The following is a 24,990-nucleotide window of genomic DNA, read 5'->3' as shown; positions in this document are numbered from 1 at the left end:
CCCGCGCAAGCGGGCGTTTTTCTTGGTCAGTTCATGCCCTTGATCGTCAGATCCAGCGCATCCTTGCCGCTCTCACGCTGCAGCAGGCGCGCCGGCACCGGGAACTCCGGCACGATCCAGGCGATCAGTTCCTTGTTGCCATCCACGCGCGACACCTTGGTCGCGTCGTAGGACTTGCCTCCCACCGTGATCTTTTCCTTGCCGACCACCTTGTAGGACATCGGCTTGATCCGGCCTTCGTCGACCATGCGGTAATTCAGCGGCTTGCCGGCGGCCAGATCGCGCGCGATCGCCAGGTTGATCAGCAGGGCATCCATGTCACCGGCCTTGAGCGCGACCGGACCACGGCGGTCCGGCTTGACGTCGCCGGTCCAGGTGGCCTGGTTGCTGCTCCAGTTGTAGGTGGCATCCACGTTGCGCTTCTTGACCAGCAGCACCGAACGGTCGTTGCTGCTCAGCGGGCGCAGGCGGCCGTTGGCTTCCTCGAACACGGTGTTCTGGCTGAGGTCGGCCAGCTGGTTCTTGACGTTGAGGCTGTAACGCCACTTGTTGGCGCCTTCGCTGGTGAGGGTCATGGTGCCGTTGGCCTGCATGCCCATGTAGCTGGCCTGGTAATCGGCCTTGAACGGCTGCAGTGCCATCGCAGGCAGGCTCACCACGGCGAGCGCGCCAGCGGCGATCCAGGTCAGCGGACGGTTCAGTGTGGTCATGCTCAGACTCCTTGGTATTCGATCAGGCGCAGATCAATCCGATCTTCGCCGTCTTCGCGTTGCAGGATGCGCACCGGCGTGGGGACACCGTTGGCGATCCAGAGGATGGTTTCGTCATTGCCGCCGTTGGTGCGGTACACCCGCAGCGCGTTGTAGGACAGATCGCCGACCGGCACGTTTTCGGTGTCCGGCGCGGCCTGGTAGTCGTGCTGGCGGACGCGGCCCACGTCCACATAGCGGTAATGCATCTGCCCGCCGGGGCGGGCGTCGCGCATGATCGCCAGGTTCAGCAGCAGCGCGCTCTGGTCGCCGGGCTGCAGCGGAATCGGCTGGCGGCGTTCCTTCTTCAGGTCGCCCAGCCACTGCGCGGTGCCGGCCTTCCAGTCATAGGTGCCGGTGACCTTCTTGCCGAGGAACAGGCCTTTGCGCACCGTGCTCTGGCTCAGCGGCACATAGATGCCGTTGCGGTTCTCGAAGACGGTGCTCTGTTCCAGGTTCAGCCCGAGCACGCTGGCAAAGCCGCTGCGGCCGATCACCTGCATGTCCACGCGCCACTGGTCGCCGCCGGTGTGGGTGACGCGCATGGTCGCATCGCCGGCCTGCTTGCCCTTGTAGAGGGCTTGGTAGGTGGCGGTGAACGGCTGCAGCGGCGGCGCCTCCCAGTCCATGGCGGGCAACGCGGGCAGCGGTGGCGTGGGCGTCTCCTGCGCGTGGGCAAGAGCAGCGGTGCACAGCAGGGATGCCATCAGCAGCACGGGCTTGAACACAGGCGTTCTCATGCGGGCCGGTCGGGGGAGGAGGGGGAAAGAATGCCAGCGCCGGGATCAGCGGCGCGTGTGCGCGGCGCTTATCGGTTCAGCTGTCCGGCGCAATCTAGGCGCAGCGGGCTAAACAGGGGGTGACCATCGAGCTGGAGCTGACCTGCCTGTTCAGTTACGCGGCCGCTGACCAGCAGGGCCAGGCTGGCAATCAGCAGTGGATGCTCCACCGCCAGCACCCGCAGGGCCAGCGTTTCGGCGGTGTCGCCGGCGTGCACCGGCACCCGGGCCTGGGCCAGCACGGTGCCGGCATCCAGTTCGGGCACCACGAAGTGCACGCTGGCACCGTGCTCGGCATCACCGGCCTCGAGCGCGCGGGCATGGGTGTGCAGGCCCTTGTACAGCGGCAGCAGCGACGGATGGATATTGACCAGGCGCCCGTCGAAACGCGCCACGAAGGCCGGGCCGAGGATGCGCATGTAGCCGGCGCAGACGATCCAGTCCGGGGCGAAGGCCTCCAGCGCCTCGGCCATCGCCGCGTCGAAGGCGGCGCGGTCAAGGAAGTCCCTGGGCGAGCGTGCCCAGCGCTGCTCCGGGCCGACCTTGAGCAGGGCCGAGGCCTCGGGTTTGTCCGAGAGCACGGCCACAACCTGCGCATCCAGCCGCTGCGCGGCGATGGCGTCGAGGATGGCCTGCAGATTGCTGCCCCGGCCGGAGGCGAGTACGGCGATACGGCTGCTCATGCGGTTTCGAAGGCCGCCTTGACCGCCGGGCGTGACAGCACCACCAGGGTGAACACCCCGAGCGCGGTGCCGAACGGCATGAAGATGCAGGCGATGCCGGCCACGACCATGCACAGCAGGTAGCGTCGGCGCTGCGCCAGGCAGCGCCCGGCGTAGGCCATGTAGCCGGCCAGGACCAGTCCGGCCGCGCAGCCGAGGCCGCCGATCAGCACGAACACCCAGCCGATCAGGCGCGGATCGAACGGCGGCGGCGCCTCACCGGGCGCCAGCGGCGTCGGCGCGGCGAACATCACCGCCAGCCCCATCAGCAGGTAGATCAGCGGGAACAGCGAGAACAGGGCGGTCAGGCCGGCCACCACATAGTGGAAGACCGACAGCAGCTGCAGCTGCGAGGTGTCACCCGCGGTGGCCGGCAGGGCCGTCGCCGCTGCGACGGGCAGCGACGGCGGTTGAGCAGCAGCCTCCGGGCGGGGCTCCATGACCGGGCTCAGCCGATCTTGACGCGTTCAGCGCCGTCGGCGGTGGTCACTTGACCGATGGTCCAGTGCTCCAGGCCCTGCGCGGCCACGGCCGCACTGACCGCGGCGACCTCGTCGGCGGCCACGATCAGCACGAAGCCGATGCCGCAGTTGAAGGTGCGCCACATTTCGCTGTCGGCCACGGCGCCTTCCTTCTGCAGCCACTGGAACACCGGCGGCAGGGTCCATGCATCGGCCTGGATGTCCAGGCCCAGGCCCTCGGGCACCACGCGGATGATGTTCTCGGTCAGGCCGCCACCGGTGATGTGGGCCATGCCGTGGATCGCCGCGCCGTGGGTCTTCAGCAGCGCCAGGATCGGCTTGACGTACAGGCGGGTCGGCGCCATCAGCGCATCGACCAGCTTGACCCCGCCCTCCAGCTCCAGCTCGGCCGGCTGGCCGGCGCGGTCGTAGATGCGGCGCACCAGCGAGTAGCCGTTGGAGTGCGGGCCGGAGGAGGCGATGCCGATCAGCACGTCGCCGGCCGCCACGCTGGCGCCGTCCTTCAGTTCGCTTTTCTCGACGCCGGCGACGGTGAAGCCGGCCAGGTCGTACTCGCCCGGGGCATACATGTCCGGCATTTCCGCGGTTTCACCGCCGATCAGCGCGCAACCGGCCTCGGTGCAGCCGTTGGCGATGCCGCCCACGACCGCCGCAGCGGTGTCGATGTCCAGCTTGCCGGTGGCGAAATAATCCAGGAAGAACAGCGGCTCGGCGCCTTGGACCAGCACGTCGTTCACGCACATGGCGACCAGATCGATGCCGATCGTGTCGTGGCGGCCCAGCTGTTGTGCAAGCTTCAGCTTGGTGCCCACGCCGTCCGTACCCGAGACCAGGACCGGCTCGCGGTACTTGTTGGATAGGTCGAACAGGGCGCCGAAGCCGCCCAGCCCGCCCATGACTTCCGGGCGGAAACTGCGCTTCACCAGCGGCTTGATGCGCTCGACCAGCGCATTGCCCGCGTCGATGTCGACACCGGCGTCGCGGTAGGTCAGGGGAGAGGGATGGGACGGGGAATTGGTCACGGGCGTCGGCGCTGCGCTGGGGTGAAAGCGCGATTTTAACAGGCCACGTTGGCGCGCAGGCCCTATTCGGGCAACAATTCCCCCCGGATACGCTCAATGGAAGTCCTGATGCGCCGCAGCCTCTTTTTCATGATGTTCCTCGCGCTGTGCCTGCCGGTGGCCTCGATGGCCCAGAGCGGCCTGCGCACCGAAGGCGATGTGGCCAGTGCCAGTGGCGCTTACGAGGCCGAGGTCCCGGTCAACAGCCAGGCCGATTCGGACCGCAACGGTGCCCTGGCCAGGGCGCTGGGCAACGTGCTGGCCAAACTCTCGGGCGACCGCAGCGTGATGAGCCGCCCGGGGGTGATGCAGGCCCTGCGCAATGCCAAGGATTACGTGGCCAGCTATGACTACCGCCAGGACCAGAGCACCTCGGCCGGTGGCGCGCCGAGCTACCGCACGATCCTGGTCGCCCGGTTCCGCGAGGATGACGTTGACGGCCTGATCTCGGCCCTCGGCCTGCCGCTGTGGCCGCAGCCGCGTCCCAAGCCGGTGATCTGGCTGGCCATCGACGACGGCTCCGGCCCGCGCCTGGTGACCGTCCAGCAGGCCAATGCGGCCCGCCCGCTGCTGAATCGCGCCATCGAGCGCGGCTACAAGCTCGGCCTGCCCTCGGGCAGCGCGGCCGAGCAGGCGCTGGTCGGCGCGATCTGGCGCCAGGACACCGCGTCTGTCGCCCGTGCCTCGGCGCGCTACGCCCCGCCGATGCAGCTGATCGGCAAGCTGTACCGGCAGGGCAGCGGCTGGGTCGCCGACTGGGTGTTCGTCGACGGTGGCAAAGAGCTGAACAAGTGGACGACCAAGGACAGCGATGCCCGTCGCGCCATGGCCAGTGGCGCCGACGGTGCCGCCGATGCGCTGGTGCGCCGGTACGCCAAGGCCGGTGCCGCCACCGGTGCCGCCGGCACGTACACCATCGTGGTGCTGGGCCTGAACAGCGCCGAGGACTACATGCGCCTGGCCGCCGGCCTGCGTGAGACCGCCGTGGTCCGCAACGTCACCCCGGTGCGTGCCTCGGGCGACCGCCTGGAGCTGTCGCTGGAGATGACCACCGGCCTGGCCGGCCTGAACCGCATGCTGGGCGACAACGGCGTGATCGCGCCGACCGCGCCGCTGCCGGTGCCGATCGATGAAACCAGTCCCTCGGCCCTGCCGCCGCCTGCCAGCAACGAGTACCGCCTGCGATGATCCTCACCCCCGAAGCAGAAATCGCGCAGTTCCTCCGACGGTTGAAATTCGTACTGGTGGCGCTTTTCGCCGGCTGGGTGATCTGGCTGCTCGGCCCGATCCTGACCCCATTCGTGCTGGCGTTGGCGCTGGCATGGCTGGGCGACCCGCTGGTCGACCGGATCGAGGCCACCGGCCGCTCGCGCAACACCGGCGTGGTGCTGGTGTTCGTGGCCATGATCCTGCTGATCACCGCCGCGCTGCTGATCCTGGTGCCGATGATCGAGCGCCAGATCGCCACCCTGGTGGCGGCGATCCCGCAGGCACAGCAGTGGCTGATGGAAAAAGGCATCCCGTGGTTCGAGCAGAAGACCGGGCTGGAGATCATGCAGTGGATGGACCCGGACCGCCTGATCGAATGGGTGCGCAGTCACTGGCAGCAGGCCGGCGGGTTCGCCAAGACCTTCTTCGGCTACGTGCAGCGCTCGGGCTTCACCATGGTGACCTGGGTGGTCAACATCCTGCTGCTGCCGATCCTGGCGTTCTACTTCCTGCGCGACTGGGACAAGCTGGTCGAGCGCGTGGCCTCGATGATCCCGCGCAACCACGTCGGCACCATCACCAAGCTGGCGCGTGAGTCGGACGAGGTGCTGGGTGCGTTCATCCGTGGCCAGTTCCTGGTGATGATCGCGCTGGGCGTGGTGTACGCCGCCGGCCTGTCGCTGGTCGGCCTGAAGCTGGGCCTGTTGATCGGCCTGGTCGCCGGCCTGATCAGCTTCATCCCATACCTGGGCGCGACCACCGGCATCGTGATGGCGGTGGCGGCCGCGCTGGTGCAGGCGCAGGGCTTCGATCTGAAGCTGCTGATCCTGGTCGGCGTGGTGTTCACCGTGGGCCAGCTGCTGGAAAGCTACGTGCTGACCCCGCGCATCGTCGGCGACAAGATCGGCCTGCACCCGGTGGCAGTGATCTTCGCGGTGATGGCCGGTGGCCAGCTGTTCGGCTTCCTCGGCATGCTGCTGGCGCTGCCGGTGGCCGCGGTCAGCAACGTGCTGCTGCGTTACGCGCACCAGCGCTATCGCCAGAGTGATCTGTACGCCGGTGAAAAGTCGGCGATCGTGCTCGATGCCTATGCCGACAAGCCCGAGATCGTGGTCGTGGGCAATCCGAAGGGACCCGACGCGCAGTGAGTGTCGTCCCGCAGTTGCCGCTTGCCCTGCGCTACCCGCAGGACGAGCGGCTGGAGACCTTCATCGGTGCGCCGGACGGCGCGCTGGCGCAGCTGCGCGCCATTGCCGTGGGCGCCGCGCACGACTGGGTGTACCTGGAAGGCGCGCCGGGCACCGGCAAGACCCATCAGGCGCTGGCGATGTGCTCGCTGGCCGAACAGGCCGGCCGCCAGCCGACCTACCTGCCGCTGAAGGCGGTGGTCGGGCGCACGCGCGCCGCGCTGGAATCGCTGGAAGGCCGCGACTTGGTCGCGCTGGATGGGCTGGACGCGGTGGCCGGGCAGCGCGACGACGAAGTGGCGCTGTTCGATTTCCACAACCGTGCGCGCGCGACGGGGATCACCCTGCTGTACACCGCGCAGCACGCACCGGACCAGCTCGGGCTGGTGTTGCCGGACCTGCGTTCACGCCTGCAGCAGTGCGTGCGCGTGGTGCTGCAGCCGCTGGACGACGAAGGCCGTGCGGCGGTGCTGCGCGAGCGCGCGGCGCGACGTGGCCTGGCGATCGATGAGGCGGCGATCGAATGGCTGCTGACCCGCACCGGTCGTGAACTGGGCAGCCTGGTCAGCCTGCTGGACTGGCTGGACCGCGAATCACTGGCGGCGCAACGCCGCATCACCGTGCCGTTCCTGCGCCAGGTTCTGGAAGACGGTCCGCACCTGTTGTAAGGGCGGGGTCAGGCGTTCAGTTCCGCATCCAGCTGCGCCAGGCGTTCGGGCGTGCCCACATCGGTCCATCGCCCGCGATGGTGCTGGCCGGTCACGCGGCCCTGCGCCATGGCGTGCCGCAGTAGCGGGGCCAGGCCGAATTGCGGCGGGGTTGCGGCGGCGCCGACGGTCGCGCCGATCACCGCGCGCCACCCGTCGATGATCGCCGGGCGGTACACGCCCACACCGGCATAGGTGAGTCGCGCGCTGTCGCCGTCATCGCTGACGCGACCATCGGCGTGCAGGATGAAATCGCCGCGCGGGTGCTGCGCGGGATTGTCGACCAGCACCAGATGCGCGTCACCGGTGGGCATGCGCGGCAGCGTGGCGAGCTCCACATCCGTCCACACATCGCCGTTGATCACCAGGAACGGTGCCTCGCCGAGGATCGGCAGCGCGTTGAGAATGCCGCCGCCGGTTTCCAGCGGCACCGCGCCTTCGTCGACGAAGTGCAGCCTCAGGCCCCAGCGCGCACCGTCGCCGAGCGCGGGCGCGAACTGGTCGCCGAGCCACGCGGTATTGATCACCACCTCATCGATGCCGGCCGCTGCGAGCCGTTCCAGGTGCCAGACGATCAGCGGCTTGCCGCCGGCGACCAGCAGCGGCTTGGGCGTGTGCAGGGTCAGCGGGCGCATGCGCTCGCCCTTGCCGGCCGAGAAGATCATCGCTTTCATGGGCGCGCCAGCACCGGCTCGGCGATGCGGGCCAGGGCCGGTTTGATCCGCAGCTCGAACAGATCGTGCAGTGGTGCCAGTTCGGGATGGCGGGGCAGCACCTCGTCGAGATACTGGATGAAACGGGGGGCGTCCTCGAAGTAATGGCCCTTGCCGTCGCGGTCGCGCAGGCGCACGAACAGGCCGAGGATCTTCAGGTGCCGCTGCACGCCCATCCAGTCGGCGTCACGCAGGAACTGCGGCCATGGCCGTACCGGCAGACCGGCCGCCAGCGCCTGTGCGTGATAGCGCGCCAACCACGCGTCTACGCGCGCGATCGGCCAGCTCAGGAACGCGTCCTTGAACAGGCTGACCGGGTCGTACGCGATCGGCCCGCGCACCAGATCCTGGAAGTCCAGCACCGCCGGGCCACCGTCGATCGGCATCAGGTTGCGCGGCATGAAATCGCGGTGGGTCAGCACCTGCGGCTGCTGCAGCGCATTGTCCATCAGCAGGCGATGCATGCGCTGCAGGTTCTCGATCTCGCCGCAGTCCAGCTCCAGGCCGAGGTGACGCTGCAGGAACCATTCGTCGAACAGGCCGGCGTCGCGCTGCAGCAGCGCCTCGCCGAAGCTGCCCATGCCCTCCGGCACCGGGATCGACTGCAGCCGGATCAGCTGTGCGAACGCGGCCTCGAACCAGGCATCGGCGTTGTCGTTGTCGATATGGCGGGCCAGGGTGGGGCCGCCCAGGTCTTCCAGCAGCAGGAAACCGTTGTCCTCATCGCGCGCCAGTACCTGCGGCACGCGCACGCCATGGGGCTCGAGCAGGTCGTGCATGCGCAGCCACGGCCGCACGTCCTCCAGCCCGGGCGGGGAGTCCATCACGATGTGGCTGCCGCGCGCGCTGGTGGCGCGCCAGTAGCTGCGGTAACCGGCATCGACCGAGGCACGGTCGAGCGCGGTGGCCGGGTCGCCGAGGGCGGCGCAGGTCCACTGCCGGCGGAGTTCGGCGCGCAGCGGATCGGAAGCAGGATCGTTCATGGACGGGTACGTCGAAGCGGCGCCGGGGGGCGCGCGGGAAAGAAGAGAGGGGCGGTGCTCAGCGCTTGCTGCTGAACAGCCGAAGCACGGCCAGGACCACGACCGCGCCGAGGATGGCGCCGATGAACCCGGCGGGCTCGCCGCGCGCATACCAGCCCATGTACTGGCCGAACCAGCCGGCCAGCAGGGCGCCGACGATGCCGAGCACGATGGTCAGCAGGCAGCCCATGCGGTTGTTGCCGGGCATGAAGAAACGCCCGAGCAGACCGACGACGAAGCCGACCAGGATGATGTAGAGCCAGCTGGTGCTGCCAAACAGTCCGTTCATGCCAAAGACGTCAGTAGAGGGTGGACGCAGCCTAGCAAGGCCAGGCTGCGTCCGCCAACGTCAGCAGCAGCCGTGGCCGCCGTGACGGGTGCCGCTGTCGGCGGCGACCGGCGAACCGCTGGTCTCGCCACGCAGGCTGGCCGCGTAATGCTCGCTGATCACCTTGGACACGCACGAGGTCACGCGCTTGCCCATCGGGATGTGCAGGAACTCGTTCGGGCCGTGTGCATTGGAGTGCGGGCCGAGCACGCCGGTGATCATGAACTGCGCGCCCGGGAACTTCTCGCCGAGCATGCCCATGAACGGGATCGAGCCGCCTTCGCCCATGTACATCGCCGGCTTGCCGAAGAAGGTCTGGCTGGCATCGTCGATCGCCTGGGTCAGCCACGGCGCCATCGCCGGGGCGTTCCAGCCGCTGGAGGCCTTTTCCAGGTCCAGCTTAACTTCCGCACCGTTCGGCGGATCGCGCAGCAGGGCTTCCTTGAGCAGCTCGCCGCAGGCCTTGCCGTCCGCGGTCGGCGGCAGGCGCAGCGACAGCTTCACCGCGGTATGCGGGCGCAGCACGTTGCCGGCAGACGCCAGCGGCGGCAGGCCGTCCACACCGGTGACCGACAGCGCCGGGCGCCAGGTGCGGTTGAGCACCAGTTCGGCCAGGTCGTCGTTCATCGGGCGCAGGCCGTCGACCATCGGGAATTTCTCGAAGATCGCGGTGTCCACCACTTCGGCGGCACGCTTGGCCTGTTCCTGGCGCTCGGCCGGGATCTCGACGTTCATGCCGTCGATCAGGATGCGGCCGGTGTTCTCGTCCTCGATGCGCGAGATCAGCTGGCGCAGCAGGCGGAAGCTGGACGGGATCACGCCGGAGGCATCGCCGGAATGCACGCCTTCGTTGAGCACCTTGACCGAGAAGTTGCCGCCGGTCAGGCCGCGCAGCGAGGTGGTGCACCACAGCTGGTCATAGTTGGCGCAGCCCGAATCCAGGCAGACCACCAGCGACGGCTTGCCGATGCGGTCGGCCAGGTGGTCGACGTAGGCGGGCAGGTCGTAGCTGCCGGATTCTTCGCAGGCTTCGATCAGGATCACGCAGCGCGCGTGCGGCAGGCCCTGTTCCTGCAGCGCCAGCACGGCGGCCAGCGAACCGAACATCGCATAGCCGTCATCGGCGCCGCCGCGGCCATACAGCTTGTCGCCGCGCAGCACCGGGATCCACGGGCCGAGATCGTCGTCCCAGCCGGTCATTTCCGGCTGCTTGTCCAGGTGGCCGTAGAGCAGGATGGTGTCGTCGCCGGTCTCGGCGCCGGAGGCCGGGATTTCCAGCAGCAGCAGCGGGGTGCGGCCTTCCAGGCGCACGACCTCGACGGTCAGGCCCGGCAGCTTCTGGGCCCTGGCCCAGGTTTCCATCAGGGTGACGGCCTGTTCCATGTAGCCGTTGGCGACCCAATCGGCGTCGAACATCGGCGATTTGTTGGGGATACGGATGTAATCGACCAATTGCGGGACGATCTCGTTGTCCCACTTTTCACTGACGAATTGGCCGAGCTTGGCGCTGTCCATCTGAACTCCGGAGTGCTTTTGACAAGTCCCGCCATTCTACGCCTGCGCTGGGGTAGGTATTTCCCTACACCACGTCGGGTGTTAGGCCTGCTGTGTGAAGGTGCCGTGGACGATAGGCTGTGTGTATGTGGCGAGGGACGCTGGAACCTTCGACAGGATTGCCGGCAGGGGCCGGTTCCGAGCCACAAGGAGTTACACAGTGGGACCTTGGTTTTCGTGCAGGGCGCTGGTGCTGGGACTGCTGTTGAGCGGAATGGCCTTCGCGGCCGATCGGATCAACATCAATACGGCGGATGCGTCGACGCTGCAGCAGGGATTGGCGAACGTGGGGCCGATGAAGGCCGAAGCGATCGTCGCGTACCGGCGACAACACGGACCCTTCGAACGCGTCGAGGACCTGGCGCGGGTGAAGGGGATAGGGACAGCGACCGTCGAACGGAATCGACAACGGATGACGACCGGCGCCAGGCAGGCACCGGTCGAGGCACCGCCCAGGAGGGCAGCGCCGGCCTCCGTACCGAGGCGCTGAACAACAGGACGGGTCGGGACAGGCAGGACGCCGGTCACTGGTCGCCACGGCAGGAGGCCGCGGCGGCACCGACAGCTGCAGGACGCAGCACGCACGGAAGCGGCGCGGAAGGATTGGCGCGGACCCACCAGGACGGTGGCATCCAGACCCCGGGAAGGGCTGAGATGGCGGAAGCATATACGGCCGAGTGCACGGAGCATGGCCGGCACCCAGACTGGGCAGGATGCACAGGGGGAAGGCGGGATGCCGACAAGGATGTATCGATTGCCCGGTCTGCACAGGGATGTGTGGCCGGGCAATTACTTTTTGTCCGCCCTTGTTTTCGCGAACGCATGCAGGCACTTCGTGTAGCGTGGCGGCATCTCTTCGAATGGATGCACGACATGGCAGTACGCAGCACGCTGTTGAGTCTGGCGCTCGGGACGCTGCTGGCGACCGGGATGCTTCCCGCCACCGCCGCCAACACTGCGCCGACGGCCACCAGGACCACCGAGGCCCCACGCGGCCCGACCGATCTCAAGCCCGGCGAATTCCTCTGGCACCCCGAGATCTCCCCGGCCGGTCCGATCGTGCTGGTGGTCAGCCTGGATGAGCAGCGCGCCTACGTGTACCGCAACGGCATCGCGATCGGCATGAGCACGATCAGCTCGGGCAAGACCGGGCATGAAACGCCGACCGGTGTGTTCACGATCCTGCAGAAGGACAAGGACCACAAATCCAACCTCTACAACAGCGCGCCGATGCCGTACATGCAGCGCCTGACCTGGGATGGCATCGCGCTGCACGGCGGCAGCCTGCCCGGGCATCCGGCCTCGCACGGCTGCGTGCGGCTGCCACAGGCGTTCGCGCAGAAACTGTTCGGTGAGACCCATCGCGGCGATACCGTGGTGGTGGCCGATGCCAAGAGCGCACCGATGACGCTGGCCTATCCGGCGGTGCTGGCGCCGGTCAGCAGCACCGGCAAACCGCTGGTCGAGAGCACCGACGCACCCGCGCATTACTGGAACGATGCGGCGGCCCCGGCCGGCCAGGTGGGCATCCTGGTCAGCCTGCACGACCAGCGCCTGTACGTACTGCGCGACGGCGTGCTGATCGGTGAGTCGCGGCTGGAAGCCAAAGCCCTGCCGGCCTTCGAGGGGACGACCCTGTTCGTGATGGGCCAGGGTTACCAGGACAACCCCAGCCCGCTGGACCCGCACCGCCCGCTGCACCGCTGGACCGCCTATCCGCTGCTGGGCCAGACCGCCGCCAATGCGACGCCGGACCTGCTCGCCACGCCGAGCCTGCCGATGGCGCTGCCGCCGGAATTCGCCGAGCAGCTGTACAGCGTGCTGGTGCCAGGCACCACGCTGCTGGTCACCAGCCTGCCGGCGGTACGCCCCGTGGCCGATGAACAGAACCTGCAGCCCGTCTTGGAATCGGACGCCGGTGGGTCCACTTTGTAAGGGTTGCCTCCGGTTGGCGTGCTGCCCATGTCCGTTGTGAAATTGCTGCCTGCCGCGTTCTGCGGCCTGATCGCGTCCGCCACGGCCGGCGCGGCCAGCCCTGCGCCGGCCCCCACCGCCAGCCCGGTGCAGATGGCCGAGATGCTGGCCAAGGCCGCGCCGGCCGCGGACAAGCACGTGCTGCAGTTGGCGGCCCGTGCGATGCACTGCGCGCTGCGTCGTCCGGAACTCGGCATCGACCCGGGCAAACTGAGCGTGATCGATTACTCCCGGCCCTCGACCGAACCGCGCATGTGGATTTTCGATCTCACGCGCCAGCGGCTGCTGTTCGAGGAGTGGGTCGCGCATGGCCGCAACAGCGGTGACAACCGTACCCAGCATTTCTCCAACAAGGACGGCAGCTTCATGTCCAGCCTGGGCGCGTTCACCGCCAAGGAAACCTACATGGGCGGCAACGGCTATTCGCTGCGGCTGGAAGGGCTGGAACCGGGCTTCAATGACCATGCCCGCGACCGCGCGATCGTCATCCACGGCGCGCCGTACGTGAATCCCGCGATCGCGCGCCTGCAGGGGCGCCTGGGCCGCAGCCTGGGCTGCCCGGCGGTGCGTCTGTCCGTGGCCCGGCCGCTGATCGACAGCCTGCGCGGCGGCACGATGGTGTTCGCGTATTACCCGGACAAGGATTGGCTGGCGCGTTCGCGCCTGCTCGAACCCGATTGCGGCGGCGTGTCCTGACCGCACTGCGGTGCGCCGCTCAGGCACACTACGCGGATGTCGACCGATACCGTCCTGGGCGCGGCCAGCCGCGTCATTCCCTCCTTCGAGTACCGCCGCGAACGCTGGCGCAATGGCCTCGGCTGGACCCGCGAGATCCTGCGCCTGCCCGACAACGACGACTGGCAGGTACGCCTGTCGATCGCCGAGATCGAGCAGGACGCCGCGTTCTCCGCGTTTCCCGGCATCGACCGCGAACTGGTGCTGCTGCGTGGCGAAGGCCTGCGCCTGCGCTTTGCCGATGGCGCCGTGCACACACTGATGCCGCCGCATGAGCGCCTGCGCTTCGCCGGTGAAGCGCAGGTCATCGGCGAACTGATCGATGGCGTGACCCACGATTTCAATCTGATGTGGCGGCGCGATGCCGTGCAGGCCGAGCTGCTGCACCGGCCGCTGGTGGGCAGCATGTTCTTCTTCACCGAGCCCGAGGCGGCGTGGGCGATCCATCTGCTTGCCGGTCAGGCCGAATTCGAGGGCGAGCCGTCGCTGGCACCGCTGGCCGCCGGTGATACCGCCTGGTTGGCGGCCGGTGAGCGCCGTCGGTTTGCATTGCACGGCGGCGGGGAATTGCTGGCGATCCGCGTGAGCGCGGGCGGCCGCGCTGCGTGAGCAGCGGCACGCAACCTCAGTAAACGTCGCGCCGGTAGCGACCGGCCACGATCAACGCTTCTTTGCCATCGCGGCCCAGCGCCTGCTCGATCACCGCGTCCACCGCCGGGGCCATGCCCTGCAGGCTGCCGCAGACCAGGATCGTGGCCCCGTCATGCACCCACTGCTGCAGTTCGCCGATGTGCGCCTGCAGACGGTCCTGGATGTAGTGATGCTCGCCACCATCGCGACTGAACACCGTATCCAGCCGCGCGATCCAGCCATCGCGCTGCCAGGCGCGCAGGTCGTCGCCGAAGAAGAAATCGTGCGCGGCCGTGCGTTCGCCGAACAGCAGCCAGTTGCGGCGCGCGCCGGCGCTGATCCGCTCGCGCAGGTGGGCGCGCAGGCCGGCGATGCCGGTGCCGTTGCCGATCAGGATCAGCGGCGTCGCGGTGGCCACACCGTGGAAATTCGGGTTGCTGCGGAAGCGCAGATCGATCCGACTCTCCAGCGCGGCGTGATCGCACAGCCACCCGCTGCCCAGCCCCGGCGTCCCATCCGGACGCAGCTGGCGGCGCAGCAGCAGCTGCACCTGGCCTTCGGCAGGCAGGCTGGCGATCGAGTACTCGCGGTGCGGAAGCGGACGGAGTGTGGCCACCAGCGCGGCCGTGTCGGCCGATGCCGGAATTTCGTCGGCATCCGGGAGGTGCGCGCGCGCGAGATGCGCACGCAGCGGCCGTCCATCGATGTCCGCATCGCCCTCCCACGCGGTATCCCGCAGCCAGGCCTCGACCTCGGCCGGTGCATGCTGCGGTCCGATCTCGACCACGTCGCCGGCCTGCCACACCGGCAGCACGCCGTCGGCCGGCACCAGCGTGATGCGGTAGGTCGGCGCGCCCGGGCTGCCCGGGTTTTCCAGGTGCCGCGCCTGCAGTTGCCAAGGCAGATAGTCGGCCGGCGCCCAGTCCGGCAGTTCGGTGGCTTCACCGCCCAGCTGGCCGAGCAGTTGCTGCCAGTGGCGCAGTGCGCCGGGATCGGCGTTGTCCACCTCGACCGTGTCGAACAGCGGATGCGCGCCGTGCTGGCGCAGCCACGCATCGAGCTGGTGGCCGAACGCGCAGAAGTGCCCGTAGCTGCGGTCGCCCAGCGCCAGCACGCCGTACTGCAGCTGTGGCAGGGCCAGCGCCTGCGGCATCACGTTGCGCAGGAAGGGCAGCGCATGATCCGGCGCATCGCCTTCGCCGGTGGTGCTGACCACGAACAACACCTGCCCGCTGCGCTGCAGAAGCTCGGCCGTCACCGCATGCAGCGCGCGGATGCGGACCGGTAGCCCGGCAGCGCGCAAGGCGTCTGCACTGCGTTCGCAAAGCTGCTGCGCGAAACCGGTCTGGCTCGCCCAGACCAGCAGGATCGGGGCGGGTCCGTCATCGGCCACGCGCGCCTCGCGCGGTCGTCCACGCCACCAGATCAGCGTGCAGAACGCCGCATACAGCACCAGGCTGCCGGCGGCCCAGCGCCACTGCGCGGCCAGGGGGGCGCTCTGCCACCACGCTTCACCCAGATGCAGGCGGAGCAGCGCCCAGGCGACGGCCGCCAGCACCAGCATCGCCGCCAGGTTGCCCAGCCACGCACGGGAAGGACGCAGGCTCATGCCGCGTCCACGCGGTCGTCGGGGAGCAGGTGCTCGAATGCGGGACTCATGTGTTCCTCGATGCCGTGCGTCCCCCGGCTGACAAAGCGTGCGGCCAGCGCATGGGTGCGCGCGAATGCCATGCCGTCGTCGGCGCCCATCACCGTCAATGCGGTGGCCCAGGCATCGGCCTGCATGGCGCTGTCGGCCACCACGGTGACCGCGGCCGCGGCGCGTGTGACCGGCGCACCGATGCGCGGATCCAGGGTATGGCTGTACTGCTCACCGCCGTGCTCGAAATGGTGCCAACGATCACCGGAGGTGGCGACCGCACGCTCCGTCAGCGCGAGCACGCGCGGCGGATGGTCTGCCTGTGCATCGTCTTCCGGAGCGGATTCCACCAGCACGCGCCACGGCTGACCGTCGGGCTTGCGGCCGAACCCGTGCAGCTCGCCGCCGACGTCCACCAGCGCTGCGTGCACGCCGTTCTGGCGCAGCCATGCGCTGACCTGGTCGACCCCAAAGCCCTTGGCAATCGCCGAGAGATCCAGCGCCAGCCCACCGGGTTGCCGCAGGCGACCGGGCTGCCACTGCAGGCGTTGCCAGCCACACCGCGCACGGGTCGCGGCGAGGGCGGCCGCATCGGGAATCTGCCGGGCCTGGGCCTGCGCGCCGAATCCCCACAGCGCCACCAACGGGCCGACGGTCGGATCAAAGGCGCCGCCACTGCGCTGTGCGATCTCCAGCGCGCACTGCATCACCGTGTCGAACAACGGCGGCAACGCCTGCCATTCACCGGCGGGCGCCCGGTTGAAACGCGCGATATCGCTGTCGGCTTCCCACGTGCTCATCTGCGCCACGATGGCGTCCAGCTGCGCCTGGATGCCGGCGTGCAGCGGATGCAGGTTGCGGCTGCGCGCCACGGCCAGCTTTACCTGCCAGGTGGTGCCCATGGTGTGGCCGCCGAGGCTGGCGATGTCGAGATCCGGGTTGTTCATGGAGGTGGGCACGTCGGGGCCTAGTAAGCCCGATGGCCGGACTGCGTCGGGTGAAAAGCCCCCGTCGTGTCCACGGGGGCGGGTGAGGTGGAGGGCGCGTGCAGCGCCCGCGCCGCAGGCGGTTACTCCGGCAGCACTTCCAGCGTGGCCACGTAGCTCAGGCGACGCTTCCTGGCTTCCTTGATCGAGGTCTTGCTGTCCTCGGTGCCGGTTTCCAGCCAGTACATGCCCGCTTCCGGCCAGGTGACGGCGAACTCGCCCTTGGCATCGGTGCTGACCTTGATCTCGTCCTGCGCGTTGCGGTAACGGGTACCGCCGCGGGTGATCTCGAGTGCCAGGCCGGCGGTCGGCTTGCCGTCGACCAGCACGCGGAAGCGCGCGGCTTCACCGGCGACCAGATCGTTCGGGTGGGCCAGCGCGATCATCTCGATGCCCTGGTTGGTCGGCTTGAGCGCGGTGTCGTTCGGGGTGCCGTTGGTGACGAAGGTTTCCACGCGGCCGACCGACTGCGAGACCTGCAGGTTCTTCGCGTTCTTCGGCACCTCGGTGGCGAAGGTGGCCGGGGTACCACGCCAGCGCTTGGGCTTGCCGTCTTCTTCCCAGTTGGCCGACAGGCCGTTGTTGATCGTGGCCAGGCGGTAGGTGCCCTGCTGGGTCAGCTCGACATCGAACACGCTGCGGAACTTGCCGGTCGCCGCGTTCTGCGGCTGCACGGTGCTGCCATCGGGCGCGGTGATGACCAGGTTGTCCAGGCGCAGCGGCACGTGGTTGAAGTAGAACAAGTCGTTGGAGACCGCCGCATCGACGGTGATCCACGGGTGGGTGCCCGCGATCACGGTCTGCGAGGGCTGCAGCCAGGCCTTGTGGGCCAGGGCGGAGAACGGAAGTGCGGCGGCCATGGCGGCGGCGACGACGAGCGTGCGCTTCATCGAAAAACTCCAGGTGGATGGGGTATCAGGGCTTGGCGGACAGGGTGACCAGACCGAGTTCGGTCGCGCCCTGGGCCTTGCCCGTCTGTGCGGCCGTGACCGGCCAGGTGAAGGGGATCTTGAGCAGCTCGCGGCCGCCGACTTCGCGCACCGCTTCCACCACGAGGGTGTAGTTGCCCGGGGCGAGTGCCTTGAGCGCCGGCTGCTTGTCGTTGAACGACAGCGCATGCTTGCCGACCGGGCGGGTCGGACCGGTCACGCCGTCCACCGGCACCTCCAGGGTGCGGCCGCTCTTGCGCCACCACTGGCGCAGGTCAGGCAGCCACTTGGTGCCATGGCCTTCGCTGTTGCCGGTCTGCTGGTACCAGACCGACAGGTTGGCGGCGACCTTCTGGTCGGCACCTTCCAGCCACACGGCCACATACGGGCGGTGGTACTCGGCCACGTTGAGCTTGGGCACCTCGACATTGATGTCCAGGGTGGTGGCGTAGGCCGGCGAGGTGGCCAGCAGGCCGCTCAGGGCGATGGTCAGGGTGACGCGCATGGTGCGGCTCCGGGAAGGGAAGGTCAGTGGATGAGGATCAGGGCGATCAGCAGCGGGATCAGCAGGCCCAGGCCGACCAGCGGCCAGGTCATGCGGCGCTGGCGGGCATGCAGGTGCAGCAGGAACAGGCCGGTGATGCAGAACACCAGGCAGGCCACGGCGAAGGTATCCAGGAACCAGCCCCAGGCTGGCCCGGCATTGCGCCCTTTGTGCAGATCGTTGAAATAGGACACCCAGCCGCGCGCGGTGGATTCGTACTCCACGGCGCCCGATTCGCGGTCGATGCTCAGCCAGGCATCGGCCCCCGGGCTGGGCAGGGACAGGTAGATTTCGCCATCGGACCATTCGGCCGGGCGGCGCCCGATCGAGATGCCGAGCTGCGCATCCAGCCAGCGGGTGGCCACGCGGGGAATCGGTGCGTTGCCATCGGCGCGGTCGCCGAGCTTGCCGAGCAGGTCGGCAGGCAGCGCCAGCTGGCGACTGACCACCTCCGGCTTGGCTTCGATCCTGGACGCGTGGTTCAAGGTGATGCCGGTCGCGGCGAACAGCAGCATGCCGATCAGGCACACCGCGGAGCTGATCCAGTGCCACTGGTGCAGCATGCGCAGCCAGAAGCCGCGGCGTTGTTGTTGCACGCTGGAAGAGGGAGCGCTGGTGGCCACGGTCGCAGGAGGAAGTGCTGAGGGGCGAATTACACCATTGATGAGAATGATTCGCAATTTGTGGGCAAAAAAAGGCAGCGGACCGTTGCCGGCGCGCTGCCCGAGGTCAAGTCCGGTGCCTCAGAACCTGGCGTTCACTGAAATCCAGTAGCTGCGACGCTGGTCCTTGGTGGCGTAGTCGTCCACGCAGTTGAATTCGCTGTCGCTGATCAGCACGCAGGACTGCGAGACGAAGTCCTTGTCGAACAGGTTGTTGACCCGCGCGTTGACCGTCAGCCAGGTGTTGATGTCCCAGCTGCCACCCAGGTGGAAGATCGTGTAGTCCTCGTAGTAGCGGGTCTGCGAGCTGCTCACGCCGCCGACGTTGCTGACCAGCGTGTCGCGGTAGCGGTCGTAGCGGCCTTCGCCGATCAGCGACAGACTGACCGCCTCGCTGATCTGCCAGTTCAGGCTCGCATTGGCCATGTGCCTGGCCGGGTTGCCGGTGATGGGCAGGCCCTTGCCGGTGCCGCTGGTCTGCTCACTCCTGGTCCAGGTGTAGTTGCCGCGCAGCTGGAGGGTGTCGAGCAGATCGACCTGGGCGGCCGCTTCCACGCCGCGGGTTTCGGCCTTGTCGATGTTCACGCTCTGGCCGAAGGTGCTGTAGCCCAGCTCGGCCCAGCCCGGGCCGATGTCCACGCAGTAGCTGCCATCGTCCGGGGCGACTTCGCAGTTGGCGAAGGTGCCGCCGCTGGCGATCTTGTCGTCGAACGTGTTGAGGAAGCCGGTGACGTTGAAACCCCAGCGATCGCCCTCGTAGTACGCGGCGATTTCGTAGTTGGTGCTGGTTTCCGGCTTCAGGTTGGGCGAGCCGACCAGCGGGGTCACGCCCTGGCCGCCGAAGCCGACGATGCCGGGGAACAGCTGGTCCGGACGCGGGGTCTTGTAGCCGGTGCTCACGCCGCCCTTGAGGGTCCAGGCATCGTTGGCGTTCCATACCAGGTAGGCACGCGGGCTGACGTGGCTGCCGAAGATGTTGTGGTCGTCATAGCGCACGCCGACGGTGGCGGTCAGGGTGTCGGTCAGCGACCAGTTGTCCTCGGCGAACAGCGCCCACATGCGGTGCTGCTGCTTGACGTTGGTCTTGTAGCCGTTGCCGTCCATGCCGAACACGCCATCGACCATGTCGGTGTCGTTGTACTGGCCGCCGACGGTCAGCTTGTGCGCGCCGAAGGTCAGGTCGAGCATCGTGTCCAGCACGTTGCCTTTCAGTTCCATGGTGCGCAGCGGGCGCGGCAGGAACGCCTGCAGGCGCGCCAGCTCGGCGGCGTTGAGCGCGCCCAGCCCGTTGCGCGCGCCGGCCGCGCAGTTGGCGGCGGCGCCGGTGCGGCGGCACACGTCGTTCCACAGGGCCTGCAGATCCGCGCGCTCGTCCAGCGTCAGCGGCAGCGAGCGGCCGAGGTTGTTGCTGGTGATGTGGGTCAGCGTGGTCTGCCAGGTGCCGAATTCATAGCGGCCCTGGTGGGTCAGCGCCAACTGGTCACGCTCGTAACGCTGGTAGGCGGTGTAGCCCACGCGCGGCTGCACCACGCGGCGGCTGACGGTGCCGGTGCCATTCGGGTTGGGGATCGTCGCGCTGCCGACGCGCCACAGGCTGGCCAGGCTGTCCAGGGTGCCGGTCTGGCCTTCGCTGTTGTCGTACTTCTGGCGCGACACGTCGTAGTCCAGCCACAGCTCGTGGTCGTCGTTGACGATGAAGTTCAGGCGCAGGCCGGTGTTCCAGTTGGTGTTGGCCACCGCCTTGCCGCCGCCACCGAAGCCGATGCTGCGCGACCACATCGTGCCGTCGGGCAGCTGGAGGTCGTCCCACTCCGGGTTGGAGGCGTTGGCGTCGTAGTAGCTGCCGCGCACCGACAGGCCCAGTCGGTCCTTGATCAACGGGCCGCTCAGGTAGACATCGGTGCTGCGCGCGTCACCGAACTGGTCGTCCTGCTGCAGGGTGAAGCCCTGGGTGACCGCGCCATGCCACTCGGTCTGGTTGCGACGGGTGATGATGTTGATCACCCCGCCCATCGCATCCGAGCCGTACAGGGTCGACATCGGGCCGCGCACCACTTCGATGCGTTCGATCGCATCCAGCGGCGGCATGTACGAGAACTGGCCGCCGCCGAAGTTGTTCGGATACAGGTTGCCGGCGTTGCTCTGGCGGCGACCGTCGATCAGCACCAGGGTGTAGTCCGACGGCATGCCCCGCATGGAGATGGTGGCGCGGCCGTTCTTGTCGGTCGGCTCCATGCCCACGTCGATGCCTTCCACGTCGCGCAGCGCATCCACCAGGCTGGTGTACGGGCGCTTGCTCAGTTCTTCGCGGCTGATCACGCTGATGCTGGCCGGGGCATCGGCGATTTTCTGCTCGAAGCCGGCGGCGGTGACCACCACCTTGTCCAGCGTGGTCGGACCGGCGGCGTCGCCGTTGGCGAAGGCCGGGGCGCTCAGCGCACCGAGCAGGGCGAGGGACAGGGTGCAGCGGGACAGGGACGTGCGACGACGATGGCGCTGGGCCATGGGGGCAACCTCGGAAAGGAGAAAACGGACGCGACGTGGCAGGCCGCAGGGCGGCAGCACGCGCAGGTATCAGGGACGCCCGGGGCGGGCGGAACACGCAGGACCGGAGGCGGGCGCGATGGCGCCGCCGGGGGGACGAATCAGCCCTGCGGTGGGGCTTGGCCGCGCTGGACGCGCAGGCCGGGTGCGGCAGGCAGCGGCGTGGCCGGTGCCGAATCGATGGCGGGCACGATCCGCGGCGGCTGTGCCACCAGGGTGGCCATCAGCGAATCCAGGGATTCCACGACCGGCGGCAGTGAAGGCGGCTGCGGCGGCGTCGCGGCAGGGCGCGCGCTGGCGACCCGGCGCGGCTTGGCCGGGGCTTCTTCCTGCGGGGTGGTCTCGCCACCGCCGGCCGGGCGCTCGTCCATCGGCATCTGCAGGACCATGACGGTGCTGCCGGGGGCTGCCCGTTCCAGCACCGGTAGGCCGGTAAAGAGCATCGCCAGCACTGCCAGCCACGCCAGCACCACGGGCAGCGCAGGGCGTTGCCCGCGCATGGCCGTGGCGAAGCTGCGATGGCGGTGAGGGTGGCGCAAAAGAGGGTCCGGTAGCGGCGGACCGGATGTCCGGTGCGCAACGCGCCGAGATTGTAGTGAGATATGTTCCCAAGCGCAAATGGGAATGATTTGCGATTGCGGCGACCTACGGAGCCGGGCTCAGATCTCGCTCCAGCGTCGCAGGAGGTTGTGATACACGCCGGTCAGCTGCAGTACGGCCGCGCTGTCGGCACCGGTGGTGCGCAGCGTTTCGATCGCACTGTCCATCTCGAGCAGCGTGCGCCGCGCACTGTCATCGCGCACCATGCTCTGCACCCAGAAGAATGAGGCCAGCCGCGACCCACGGGTGACCGGGTTGACGCGGTGCAGGCTGCTCGAGGGATACAGCACCAGATCGCCGGCGGGGAGCTTCACCTCGTGCTCGCCGTAGGTATCGCTGATCACCAGCTCGCCGCCGTCATAGTCGTCCGGCGCGGTGAGGAACAGCGTGCACGATACGTCCGAACGCAGATGACTGCGCTGTCCGTCCAGCGGGGTGATCATCACCGCCCCATCCACGTGGAAGCCGTACTCGCCGCCGCCCTGGTAGCGGTTGAAGCGGGGCGGCAGAATCCGCAGCGGCAATGCCGCCGCGAAGAACAGCGGATGCCGGTCGAGGGCGCCCAGCACGATCCGGCCCAGCTCGGCCTTCAGGGGCGAGGCGTCGGGCAGTTGTTCATTGCGCTTGACCTGTGCGCCCTGCACGCCGACGGTCTCGCGCCCATCGGCCCATGCCGCCTCGGCCAGCGCGCGCTGGAGGTGGGCCAGTTCATCGGCGCTCAGTACGTCGGGAACATGCAGCAACATGACAGGGTCCTTGTGCGACGCAGGGGAGGGCTCCCCTGCGCCGGCCGGTGGTCAGAAGCGGACGTCCGCACTGAACAGGACGGTGCGCGGGGCACCCGGGGTGTAACGGTAGCCGCTCTTGTTGATCGCAGCCACGTACTGCTTGTCGAACAGGTTGTAGGCGTTCAAGCGCAGCACCAGATGCTCGTTGATCGCATACGAAGCCACCGCATCGTAGACCGTGTAGGACTTGGTGAACGCCGGGGTACCGACCGCACCGTCCGTGCCGCGATGCATCTGGCCGGCGTAGCGCACGCCGCCGCCGATCGTCAGGCCGAATGGGAAGGCATAGCTGGTCCAGCTGGTGAAGGTGTCGCCCGGGGTGTAGGTCAGGTTGCGGGTGCCGTCGGCGGCGACGTTGGCGCCTTCGTCCACCTCGGTATCCAGATGGCTGTAGCCCGCCGACACCGACCAGTTGTCGGTGATGCGGCCCACGGTGGAGACCTCGATGCCCTGCACCGACTTCTTGCCGGTCTGGGTCGGGTTGCCTGCATCGTCCAGGACCTGCGTGTTGATCTCGTTGCTGACCTCGGTCTTGAACAGCGCCACGTTGAAGGCGAGTGCGTCATCGAGGAAGGCCCACTTGGTCCCCACTTCGATGGTCCTGGCCTTCTGCGGATCCAGGCTCGGGTTGTCGGCGCTGCTGGCGGAGCTGCTCAGCTGGAAGTTGCTGCCGCCCGGCGGCTGCTGGGAGAGGGCGTAGTTGGCGTACAGGCTGACGATGTCATCGACCTTGTAGACCGCGCCGAGCTTCCAGTTGAGCAGGGTGTCCGAATGTTCCAGCGAGGGATTGGCGATCACCGTGCCGACCGGGTTGGCGCCACAGGCCGGACCACGGCCGCCGCACACCGACGCACTCTGGTACTCGGTCGTGTAGTGGTCCGCGCGCAGGCCCGCGGTGACCAGCAGGCTTTCGCCGAAGTTGAGGGTGTCGAACAGATAGACCGAGGAGGTGGTGGTCTTGCCGTGGCTATCGGCGCCGTTGTGTGCCCAGGTCAGTCCGGTCGCGTTCCAGTCCGGGGCATACAGGTTGGCCGGCGACCAGGTGGTGCCACCGGTGGCGGCCTGGCCGAAGCTCTTGAGCTCCTCGCGGGTGAATTCCAGGCCGGCGCTCAGGTTGTGCACGATCGCCCCGGTGGTGATGTCCGCGCGCAGGTTGAGCTGGTCGGTCAGGATCGTGTTCTGCTGGTCCTTGAAGGTCGGCAGGCTGCGCGCGATGGTGTAGCTGGCTGGATCGGCCGGGTTGGTGAAGCGGATGTTGCCGGTCGGTGCGCCATTGGCACCGCGCGTGCCGGTACCCATGAACGCGGTCAGCAGGTAATCCTGGTCGGTGCGGCCCCAGCGGGCGGTGTTGGTCACGCGCACGGCGTCGTTGACGTCGTGCTCGATGCGGAACGTCGCCATCTTCGCGGTGACATCGTCGTGGTCGGCGCGGGTACCGTAGAAATTCTCCGGATCGACCGGCTGCCCGGCCAGCCGCTCCAGGCTGGGCTGCGGCGTCCAGCCCGGCAGGCCCAGGGTCGGCACGCCGCCGTCGGGCACGTTGTCCTGGTCCACGTAGAGCAGGTTGAGGAAATAACGGGTGCTGGTGCCGAGGCCGAACGCCAACGACGGTGCGATGCCCCAGCGGCGGTTGATGACGTGGTCGCGGCCGGGCTGGTCGCTGTCCTGCCACATCGCATTCACGCGCAGCGCACTGGTCGCGCCGAGCGCCTGGTTCCAATCGGCGGTGCCGCGCTGCTGGCTGTCGGTACCGGCCGAGACCGTGCCCGATACGGCGTTGTGCAGGTTGGCCTGTTTGCTGACCATGTTGATCGCACCCGTGGGTGCCGAACGGCCGTTGTCGGTGCCGGCCGGGCCCTTGGCCACCTCCACCTGCTCGGTATTGAACACATCCCGCGAGATCGAGCCGAGGTCGCGCACGCCATCGACGAAGATGCTGCTGGAGGTGTCGAAGCCGCGCATGAAGATGCTGTCACCGGTGTTGGTGTTGCCGTTCTCACCCACGTAGAACGTACCCACCCCCGGGCTGTTGCGCAGCGCATCGGTCAGCGTGGTCGCACCCTGCTGGTTGAACAGGTCGCTGGTGATCACCTGGATCGTCTGCGGGGTGTCCTGCAGCGACTGGGTGAACTTCGGGGAAGCGACCTTGTCGGCCTTGAAGCCGCGCACGCCGCGCACATCGATCTGATCCAGGGTCTGCGGCGTGTTGCCGCTGGACTGTGCGTGCGCGATGACTGGCAGGACAGCCAGGCTCAGCCCGGTGACCAGGCCGGCAGTGGCGCGGCCGGCAGCGGTGCGCGGAAAGGAAGAATGCTTGCGGCTCTTGATCATGGTGTGGACGATCCGGGAAGGGAAAGACAGGCGGAGCGGTGTGCGCGGGGCACAGCGACAGGCAATGGAGAAGCGGGCACGCGAAGCCGTTCGCACTGCGCACAGGCGCAGGCAC

At 68.2% G+C, this 24,990-nt stretch carries 25 protein-coding genes; 7 read left to right on the top strand and 18 right to left on the bottom strand.

The features are described from left to right. Positions 1-26 precede the first annotated feature (26 nt). From ABE473_RS12525 to purM, 5 genes are all read right to left on the bottom strand, one after another. Complete coding sequence (locus ABE473_RS12525; protein ID WP_176990832.1) at positions 27-710, bottom strand: DUF3108 domain-containing protein; 684 nt, start codon at positions 708-710, stop codon at positions 27-29. A 2-nt stretch (positions 711-712) separates the two neighbouring features. After that, positions 713-1,456, bottom strand: coding sequence for a DUF3108 domain-containing protein (locus ABE473_RS12520; protein WP_346489726.1), 744 nt, complete (start codon positions 1,454-1,456; stop codon positions 713-715). A 101-nt stretch (positions 1,457-1,557) separates the two neighbouring features. Further along, positions 1,558-2,211: a phosphoribosylglycinamide formyltransferase gene (gene purN / locus ABE473_RS12515; protein WP_346489704.1), complete on the bottom strand. Its 654-nt coding sequence runs from the start codon at positions 2,209-2,211 to the stop codon at positions 1,558-1,560. After that, a complete protein-coding gene (locus tag ABE473_RS12510) occupies positions 2,208-2,690 on the bottom strand; it encodes a hypothetical protein (protein WP_346489703.1) in 483 nt (160 codons plus the stop codon). Before ABE473_RS12510 ends, purN begins: the two co-directional genes overlap by 4 nt. A gap of 8 nt (positions 2,691-2,698) precedes the next feature. After that, the gene (purM, locus tag ABE473_RS12505) at positions 2,699-3,724 is read right to left on the bottom strand and encodes a phosphoribosylformylglycinamidine cyclo-ligase (RefSeq protein ID WP_346489725.1); all 1,026 of its coding nucleotides are present in this window, start codon (positions 3,722-3,724) and stop codon (positions 2,699-2,701) included. 138 nt (positions 3,725-3,862) lie between these two features. Here purM and ABE473_RS12500 point away from each other — a divergent pair, with 138 nt between their 5' ends. The 3 genes from ABE473_RS12500 to hda are packed head-to-tail and all read left to right on the top strand — an operon-like array spanning position 3,863 to position 6,857. Next, entirely contained in the window at positions 3,863-4,981 is a 1,119-nt protein-coding gene (locus ABE473_RS12500) for a DUF2066 domain-containing protein (protein WP_257018780.1), read from the top strand. Further along, positions 4,978-6,150: an AI-2E family transporter gene (locus tag ABE473_RS12495; protein ID WP_346489702.1), complete on the top strand. Its 1,173-nt coding sequence runs from the start codon at positions 4,978-4,980 to the stop codon at positions 6,148-6,150. The genes ABE473_RS12500 and ABE473_RS12495 overlap by 4 nt, the downstream gene beginning before the upstream one ends. Further along, positions 6,147-6,857, top strand: coding sequence for a DnaA regulatory inactivator Hda (hda, locus tag ABE473_RS12490; RefSeq protein ID WP_176990827.1), 711 nt, complete (start codon positions 6,147-6,149; stop codon positions 6,855-6,857). Before ABE473_RS12495 ends, hda begins: the two co-directional genes overlap by 4 nt. 8 nt (positions 6,858-6,865) lie before the next feature. On the opposite strand, the gene murU is transcribed toward hda, so the two are convergent. From murU to ABE473_RS12470, 4 genes are read right to left on the bottom strand one after another with little or no spacing between them, the layout of a single operon-like run. Further along, on the bottom strand, positions 6,866-7,570 hold the full coding sequence (gene murU / locus ABE473_RS12485; RefSeq protein ID WP_346489701.1) for an N-acetylmuramate alpha-1-phosphate uridylyltransferase MurU: 705 nt from the start codon (positions 7,568-7,570) through the stop codon (positions 6,866-6,868). Continuing rightward, complete coding sequence (locus tag ABE473_RS12480; protein ID WP_346489700.1) at positions 7,567-8,592, bottom strand: phosphotransferase; 1,026 nt, start codon at positions 8,590-8,592, stop codon at positions 7,567-7,569. Before ABE473_RS12480 ends, murU begins: the two co-directional genes overlap by 4 nt. 58 nt (positions 8,593-8,650) lie before the next feature. Next, the gene (locus ABE473_RS12475) at positions 8,651-8,920 is read right to left on the bottom strand and encodes a GlsB/YeaQ/YmgE family stress response membrane protein (protein ID WP_176990824.1); all 270 of its coding nucleotides are present in this window, start codon (positions 8,918-8,920) and stop codon (positions 8,651-8,653) included. Between the two features lie 60 nt (positions 8,921-8,980). Continuing rightward, positions 8,981-10,474 carry a M20 family metallopeptidase gene (locus ABE473_RS12470; RefSeq protein ID WP_346489699.1) on the bottom strand — a complete coding sequence of 498 codons (1,494 nt, stop codon included), beginning with the start codon at positions 10,472-10,474 and terminating at the stop codon, positions 8,981-8,983. Between the two features lie 253 nt (positions 10,475-10,727). On the opposite strand from ABE473_RS12470, the gene ABE473_RS12465 reads away from it, so the two are divergent. From ABE473_RS12465 to ABE473_RS12450, 4 genes are all read left to right on the top strand, one after another. Continuing rightward, entirely contained in the window at positions 10,728-11,003 is a 276-nt protein-coding gene (locus ABE473_RS12465) for a ComEA family DNA-binding protein (RefSeq protein ID WP_179461006.1), read from the top strand. A 383-nt stretch (positions 11,004-11,386) separates the two neighbouring features. Beyond that, the gene (locus tag ABE473_RS12460; RefSeq protein ID WP_346479515.1) at positions 11,387-12,448 is read left to right on the top strand and encodes a L,D-transpeptidase; all 1,062 of its coding nucleotides are present in this window, start codon (positions 11,387-11,389) and stop codon (positions 12,446-12,448) included. Between the two features lie 27 nt (positions 12,449-12,475). Beyond that, positions 12,476-13,183 carry a murein L,D-transpeptidase catalytic domain family protein gene (locus ABE473_RS12455; protein ID WP_346489698.1) on the top strand — a complete coding sequence of 236 codons (708 nt, stop codon included), beginning with the start codon at positions 12,476-12,478 and terminating at the stop codon, positions 13,181-13,183. A 36-nt stretch (positions 13,184-13,219) separates the two neighbouring features. Next, positions 13,220-13,831 (top strand): HutD family protein, encoded by a 612-nt coding sequence (locus ABE473_RS12450; protein WP_346489697.1) that lies wholly within the window; start codon positions 13,220-13,222, stop codon positions 13,829-13,831. 16 nt (positions 13,832-13,847) lie between these two features. Here the strand turns inward: ABE473_RS12450 and ABE473_RS12445 are convergent, their stop codons facing one another. The 9 genes from ABE473_RS12445 to ABE473_RS12405 form a co-directional block, all read right to left on the bottom strand. Then, positions 13,848-15,461, bottom strand: a complete 1,614-nt coding sequence (locus ABE473_RS12445; RefSeq protein WP_346489696.1) for a flavodoxin domain-containing protein — start codon at positions 15,459-15,461, stop codon at positions 13,848-13,850. After that, complete coding sequence (locus ABE473_RS12440; protein ID WP_346489695.1) at positions 15,458-16,438, bottom strand: FAD:protein FMN transferase; 981 nt, start codon at positions 16,436-16,438, stop codon at positions 15,458-15,460. Before ABE473_RS12440 ends, ABE473_RS12445 begins: the two co-directional genes overlap by 4 nt. 122 nt (positions 16,439-16,560) lie before the next feature. Further along, positions 16,561-17,367, bottom strand: coding sequence for a DUF4198 domain-containing protein (locus tag ABE473_RS12435; RefSeq protein WP_346489694.1), 807 nt, complete (start codon positions 17,365-17,367; stop codon positions 16,561-16,563). A 25-nt stretch (positions 17,368-17,392) separates the two neighbouring features. Beyond that, positions 17,393-17,911: a DUF2271 domain-containing protein gene (locus ABE473_RS12430; protein WP_102789113.1), complete on the bottom strand. Its 519-nt coding sequence runs from the start codon at positions 17,909-17,911 to the stop codon at positions 17,393-17,395. A 23-nt stretch (positions 17,912-17,934) separates the two neighbouring features. Then, positions 17,935-18,573, bottom strand: a complete 639-nt coding sequence (locus ABE473_RS12425; protein ID WP_346489693.1) for a PepSY-associated TM helix domain-containing protein — start codon at positions 18,571-18,573, stop codon at positions 17,935-17,937. 120 nt (positions 18,574-18,693) lie between these two features. Further along, a complete protein-coding gene (locus ABE473_RS12420; protein ID WP_346489692.1) occupies positions 18,694-21,117 on the bottom strand; it encodes a TonB-dependent receptor in 2,424 nt (807 codons plus the stop codon). Between the two features lie 140 nt (positions 21,118-21,257). After that, positions 21,258-21,695 (bottom strand): hypothetical protein, encoded by a 438-nt coding sequence (locus ABE473_RS12415; protein WP_346489691.1) that lies wholly within the window; start codon positions 21,693-21,695, stop codon positions 21,258-21,260. Between the two features lie 120 nt (positions 21,696-21,815). Then, the gene (locus ABE473_RS12410) at positions 21,816-22,502 is read right to left on the bottom strand and encodes a Fe2+-dependent dioxygenase (protein WP_346489690.1); all 687 of its coding nucleotides are present in this window, start codon (positions 22,500-22,502) and stop codon (positions 21,816-21,818) included. A 51-nt stretch (positions 22,503-22,553) separates the two neighbouring features. Continuing rightward, on the bottom strand, positions 22,554-24,875 hold the full coding sequence (locus ABE473_RS12405) for a catecholate siderophore receptor Fiu (RefSeq protein WP_346489689.1): 2,322 nt from the start codon (positions 24,873-24,875) through the stop codon (positions 22,554-22,556). Positions 24,876-24,990: the final 115 nt, after the last annotated feature.

It is taken from the genome of Stenotrophomonas sp. TWI700 (genome assembly GCF_039673645.1).
Taxonomy (GTDB): domain Bacteria; phylum Pseudomonadota; class Gammaproteobacteria; order Xanthomonadales; family Xanthomonadaceae; genus Stenotrophomonas; species Stenotrophomonas maltophilia_AA.
This window is presented reverse-complemented; position numbering and strand designations above follow the sequence as displayed.

Coding starts and splice junctions, on each gene's coding strand:
- ABE473_RS12525 (WP_176990832.1), bottom strand. CDS start 710: ATGACCACACTGAACCGTCCGCTGACCTGGATCGCCGCTGGCGCGCTC.
- ABE473_RS12520 (WP_346489726.1), bottom strand. CDS start 1,456: ATGGCATCCCTGCTGTGCACCGCTGCTCTTGCCCACGCGCAGGAGACG.
- purN (WP_346489704.1), bottom strand. CDS start 2,211: ATGAGCAGCCGTATCGCCGTACTCGCCTCCGGCCGGGGCAGCAATCTG.
- ABE473_RS12510 (WP_346489703.1), bottom strand. CDS start 2,690: ATGGAGCCCCGCCCGGAGGCTGCTGCTCAACCGCCGTCGCTGCCCGTC.
- ABE473_RS12500 (WP_257018780.1), top strand. CDS start 3,863: ATGCGCCGCAGCCTCTTTTTCATGATGTTCCTCGCGCTGTGCCTGCCG.
- ABE473_RS12495 (WP_346489702.1), top strand. CDS start 4,978: ATGATCCTCACCCCCGAAGCAGAAATCGCGCAGTTCCTCCGACGGTTG.
- murU (WP_346489701.1), bottom strand. CDS start 7,570: ATGAAAGCGATGATCTTCTCGGCCGGCAAGGGCGAGCGCATGCGCCCG.
- ABE473_RS12480 (WP_346489700.1), bottom strand. CDS start 8,592: ATGAACGATCCTGCTTCCGATCCGCTGCGCGCCGAACTCCGCCGGCAG.
- ABE473_RS12475 (WP_176990824.1), bottom strand. CDS start 8,920: ATGAACGGACTGTTTGGCAGCACCAGCTGGCTCTACATCATCCTGGTC.
- ABE473_RS12470 (WP_346489699.1), bottom strand. CDS start 10,474: ATGGACAGCGCCAAGCTCGGCCAATTCGTCAGTGAAAAGTGGGACAAC.
- ABE473_RS12465 (WP_179461006.1), top strand. CDS start 10,728: ATGGCCTTCGCGGCCGATCGGATCAACATCAATACGGCGGATGCGTCG.
- ABE473_RS12460 (WP_346479515.1), top strand. CDS start 11,387: ATGGCAGTACGCAGCACGCTGTTGAGTCTGGCGCTCGGGACGCTGCTG.
- ABE473_RS12455 (WP_346489698.1), top strand. CDS start 12,476: ATGTCCGTTGTGAAATTGCTGCCTGCCGCGTTCTGCGGCCTGATCGCG.
- ABE473_RS12450 (WP_346489697.1), top strand. CDS start 13,220: ATGTCGACCGATACCGTCCTGGGCGCGGCCAGCCGCGTCATTCCCTCC.
- ABE473_RS12445 (WP_346489696.1), bottom strand. CDS start 15,461: ATGAGCCTGCGTCCTTCCCGTGCGTGGCTGGGCAACCTGGCGGCGATG.
- ABE473_RS12440 (WP_346489695.1), bottom strand. CDS start 16,438: ATGAACAACCCGGATCTCGACATCGCCAGCCTCGGCGGCCACACCATG.
- ABE473_RS12435 (WP_346489694.1), bottom strand. CDS start 17,367: ATGAAGCGCACGCTCGTCGTCGCCGCCGCCATGGCCGCCGCACTTCCG.
- ABE473_RS12430 (WP_102789113.1), bottom strand. CDS start 17,911: ATGCGCGTCACCCTGACCATCGCCCTGAGCGGCCTGCTGGCCACCTCG.
- ABE473_RS12420 (WP_346489692.1), bottom strand. CDS start 21,117: ATGGCCCAGCGCCATCGTCGTCGCACGTCCCTGTCCCGCTGCACCCTG.
- ABE473_RS12410 (WP_346489690.1), bottom strand. CDS start 22,502: ATGTTGCTGCATGTTCCCGACGTACTGAGCGCCGATGAACTGGCCCAC.
- ABE473_RS12405 (WP_346489689.1), bottom strand. CDS start 24,875: ATGATCAAGAGCCGCAAGCATTCTTCCTTTCCGCGCACCGCTGCCGGC.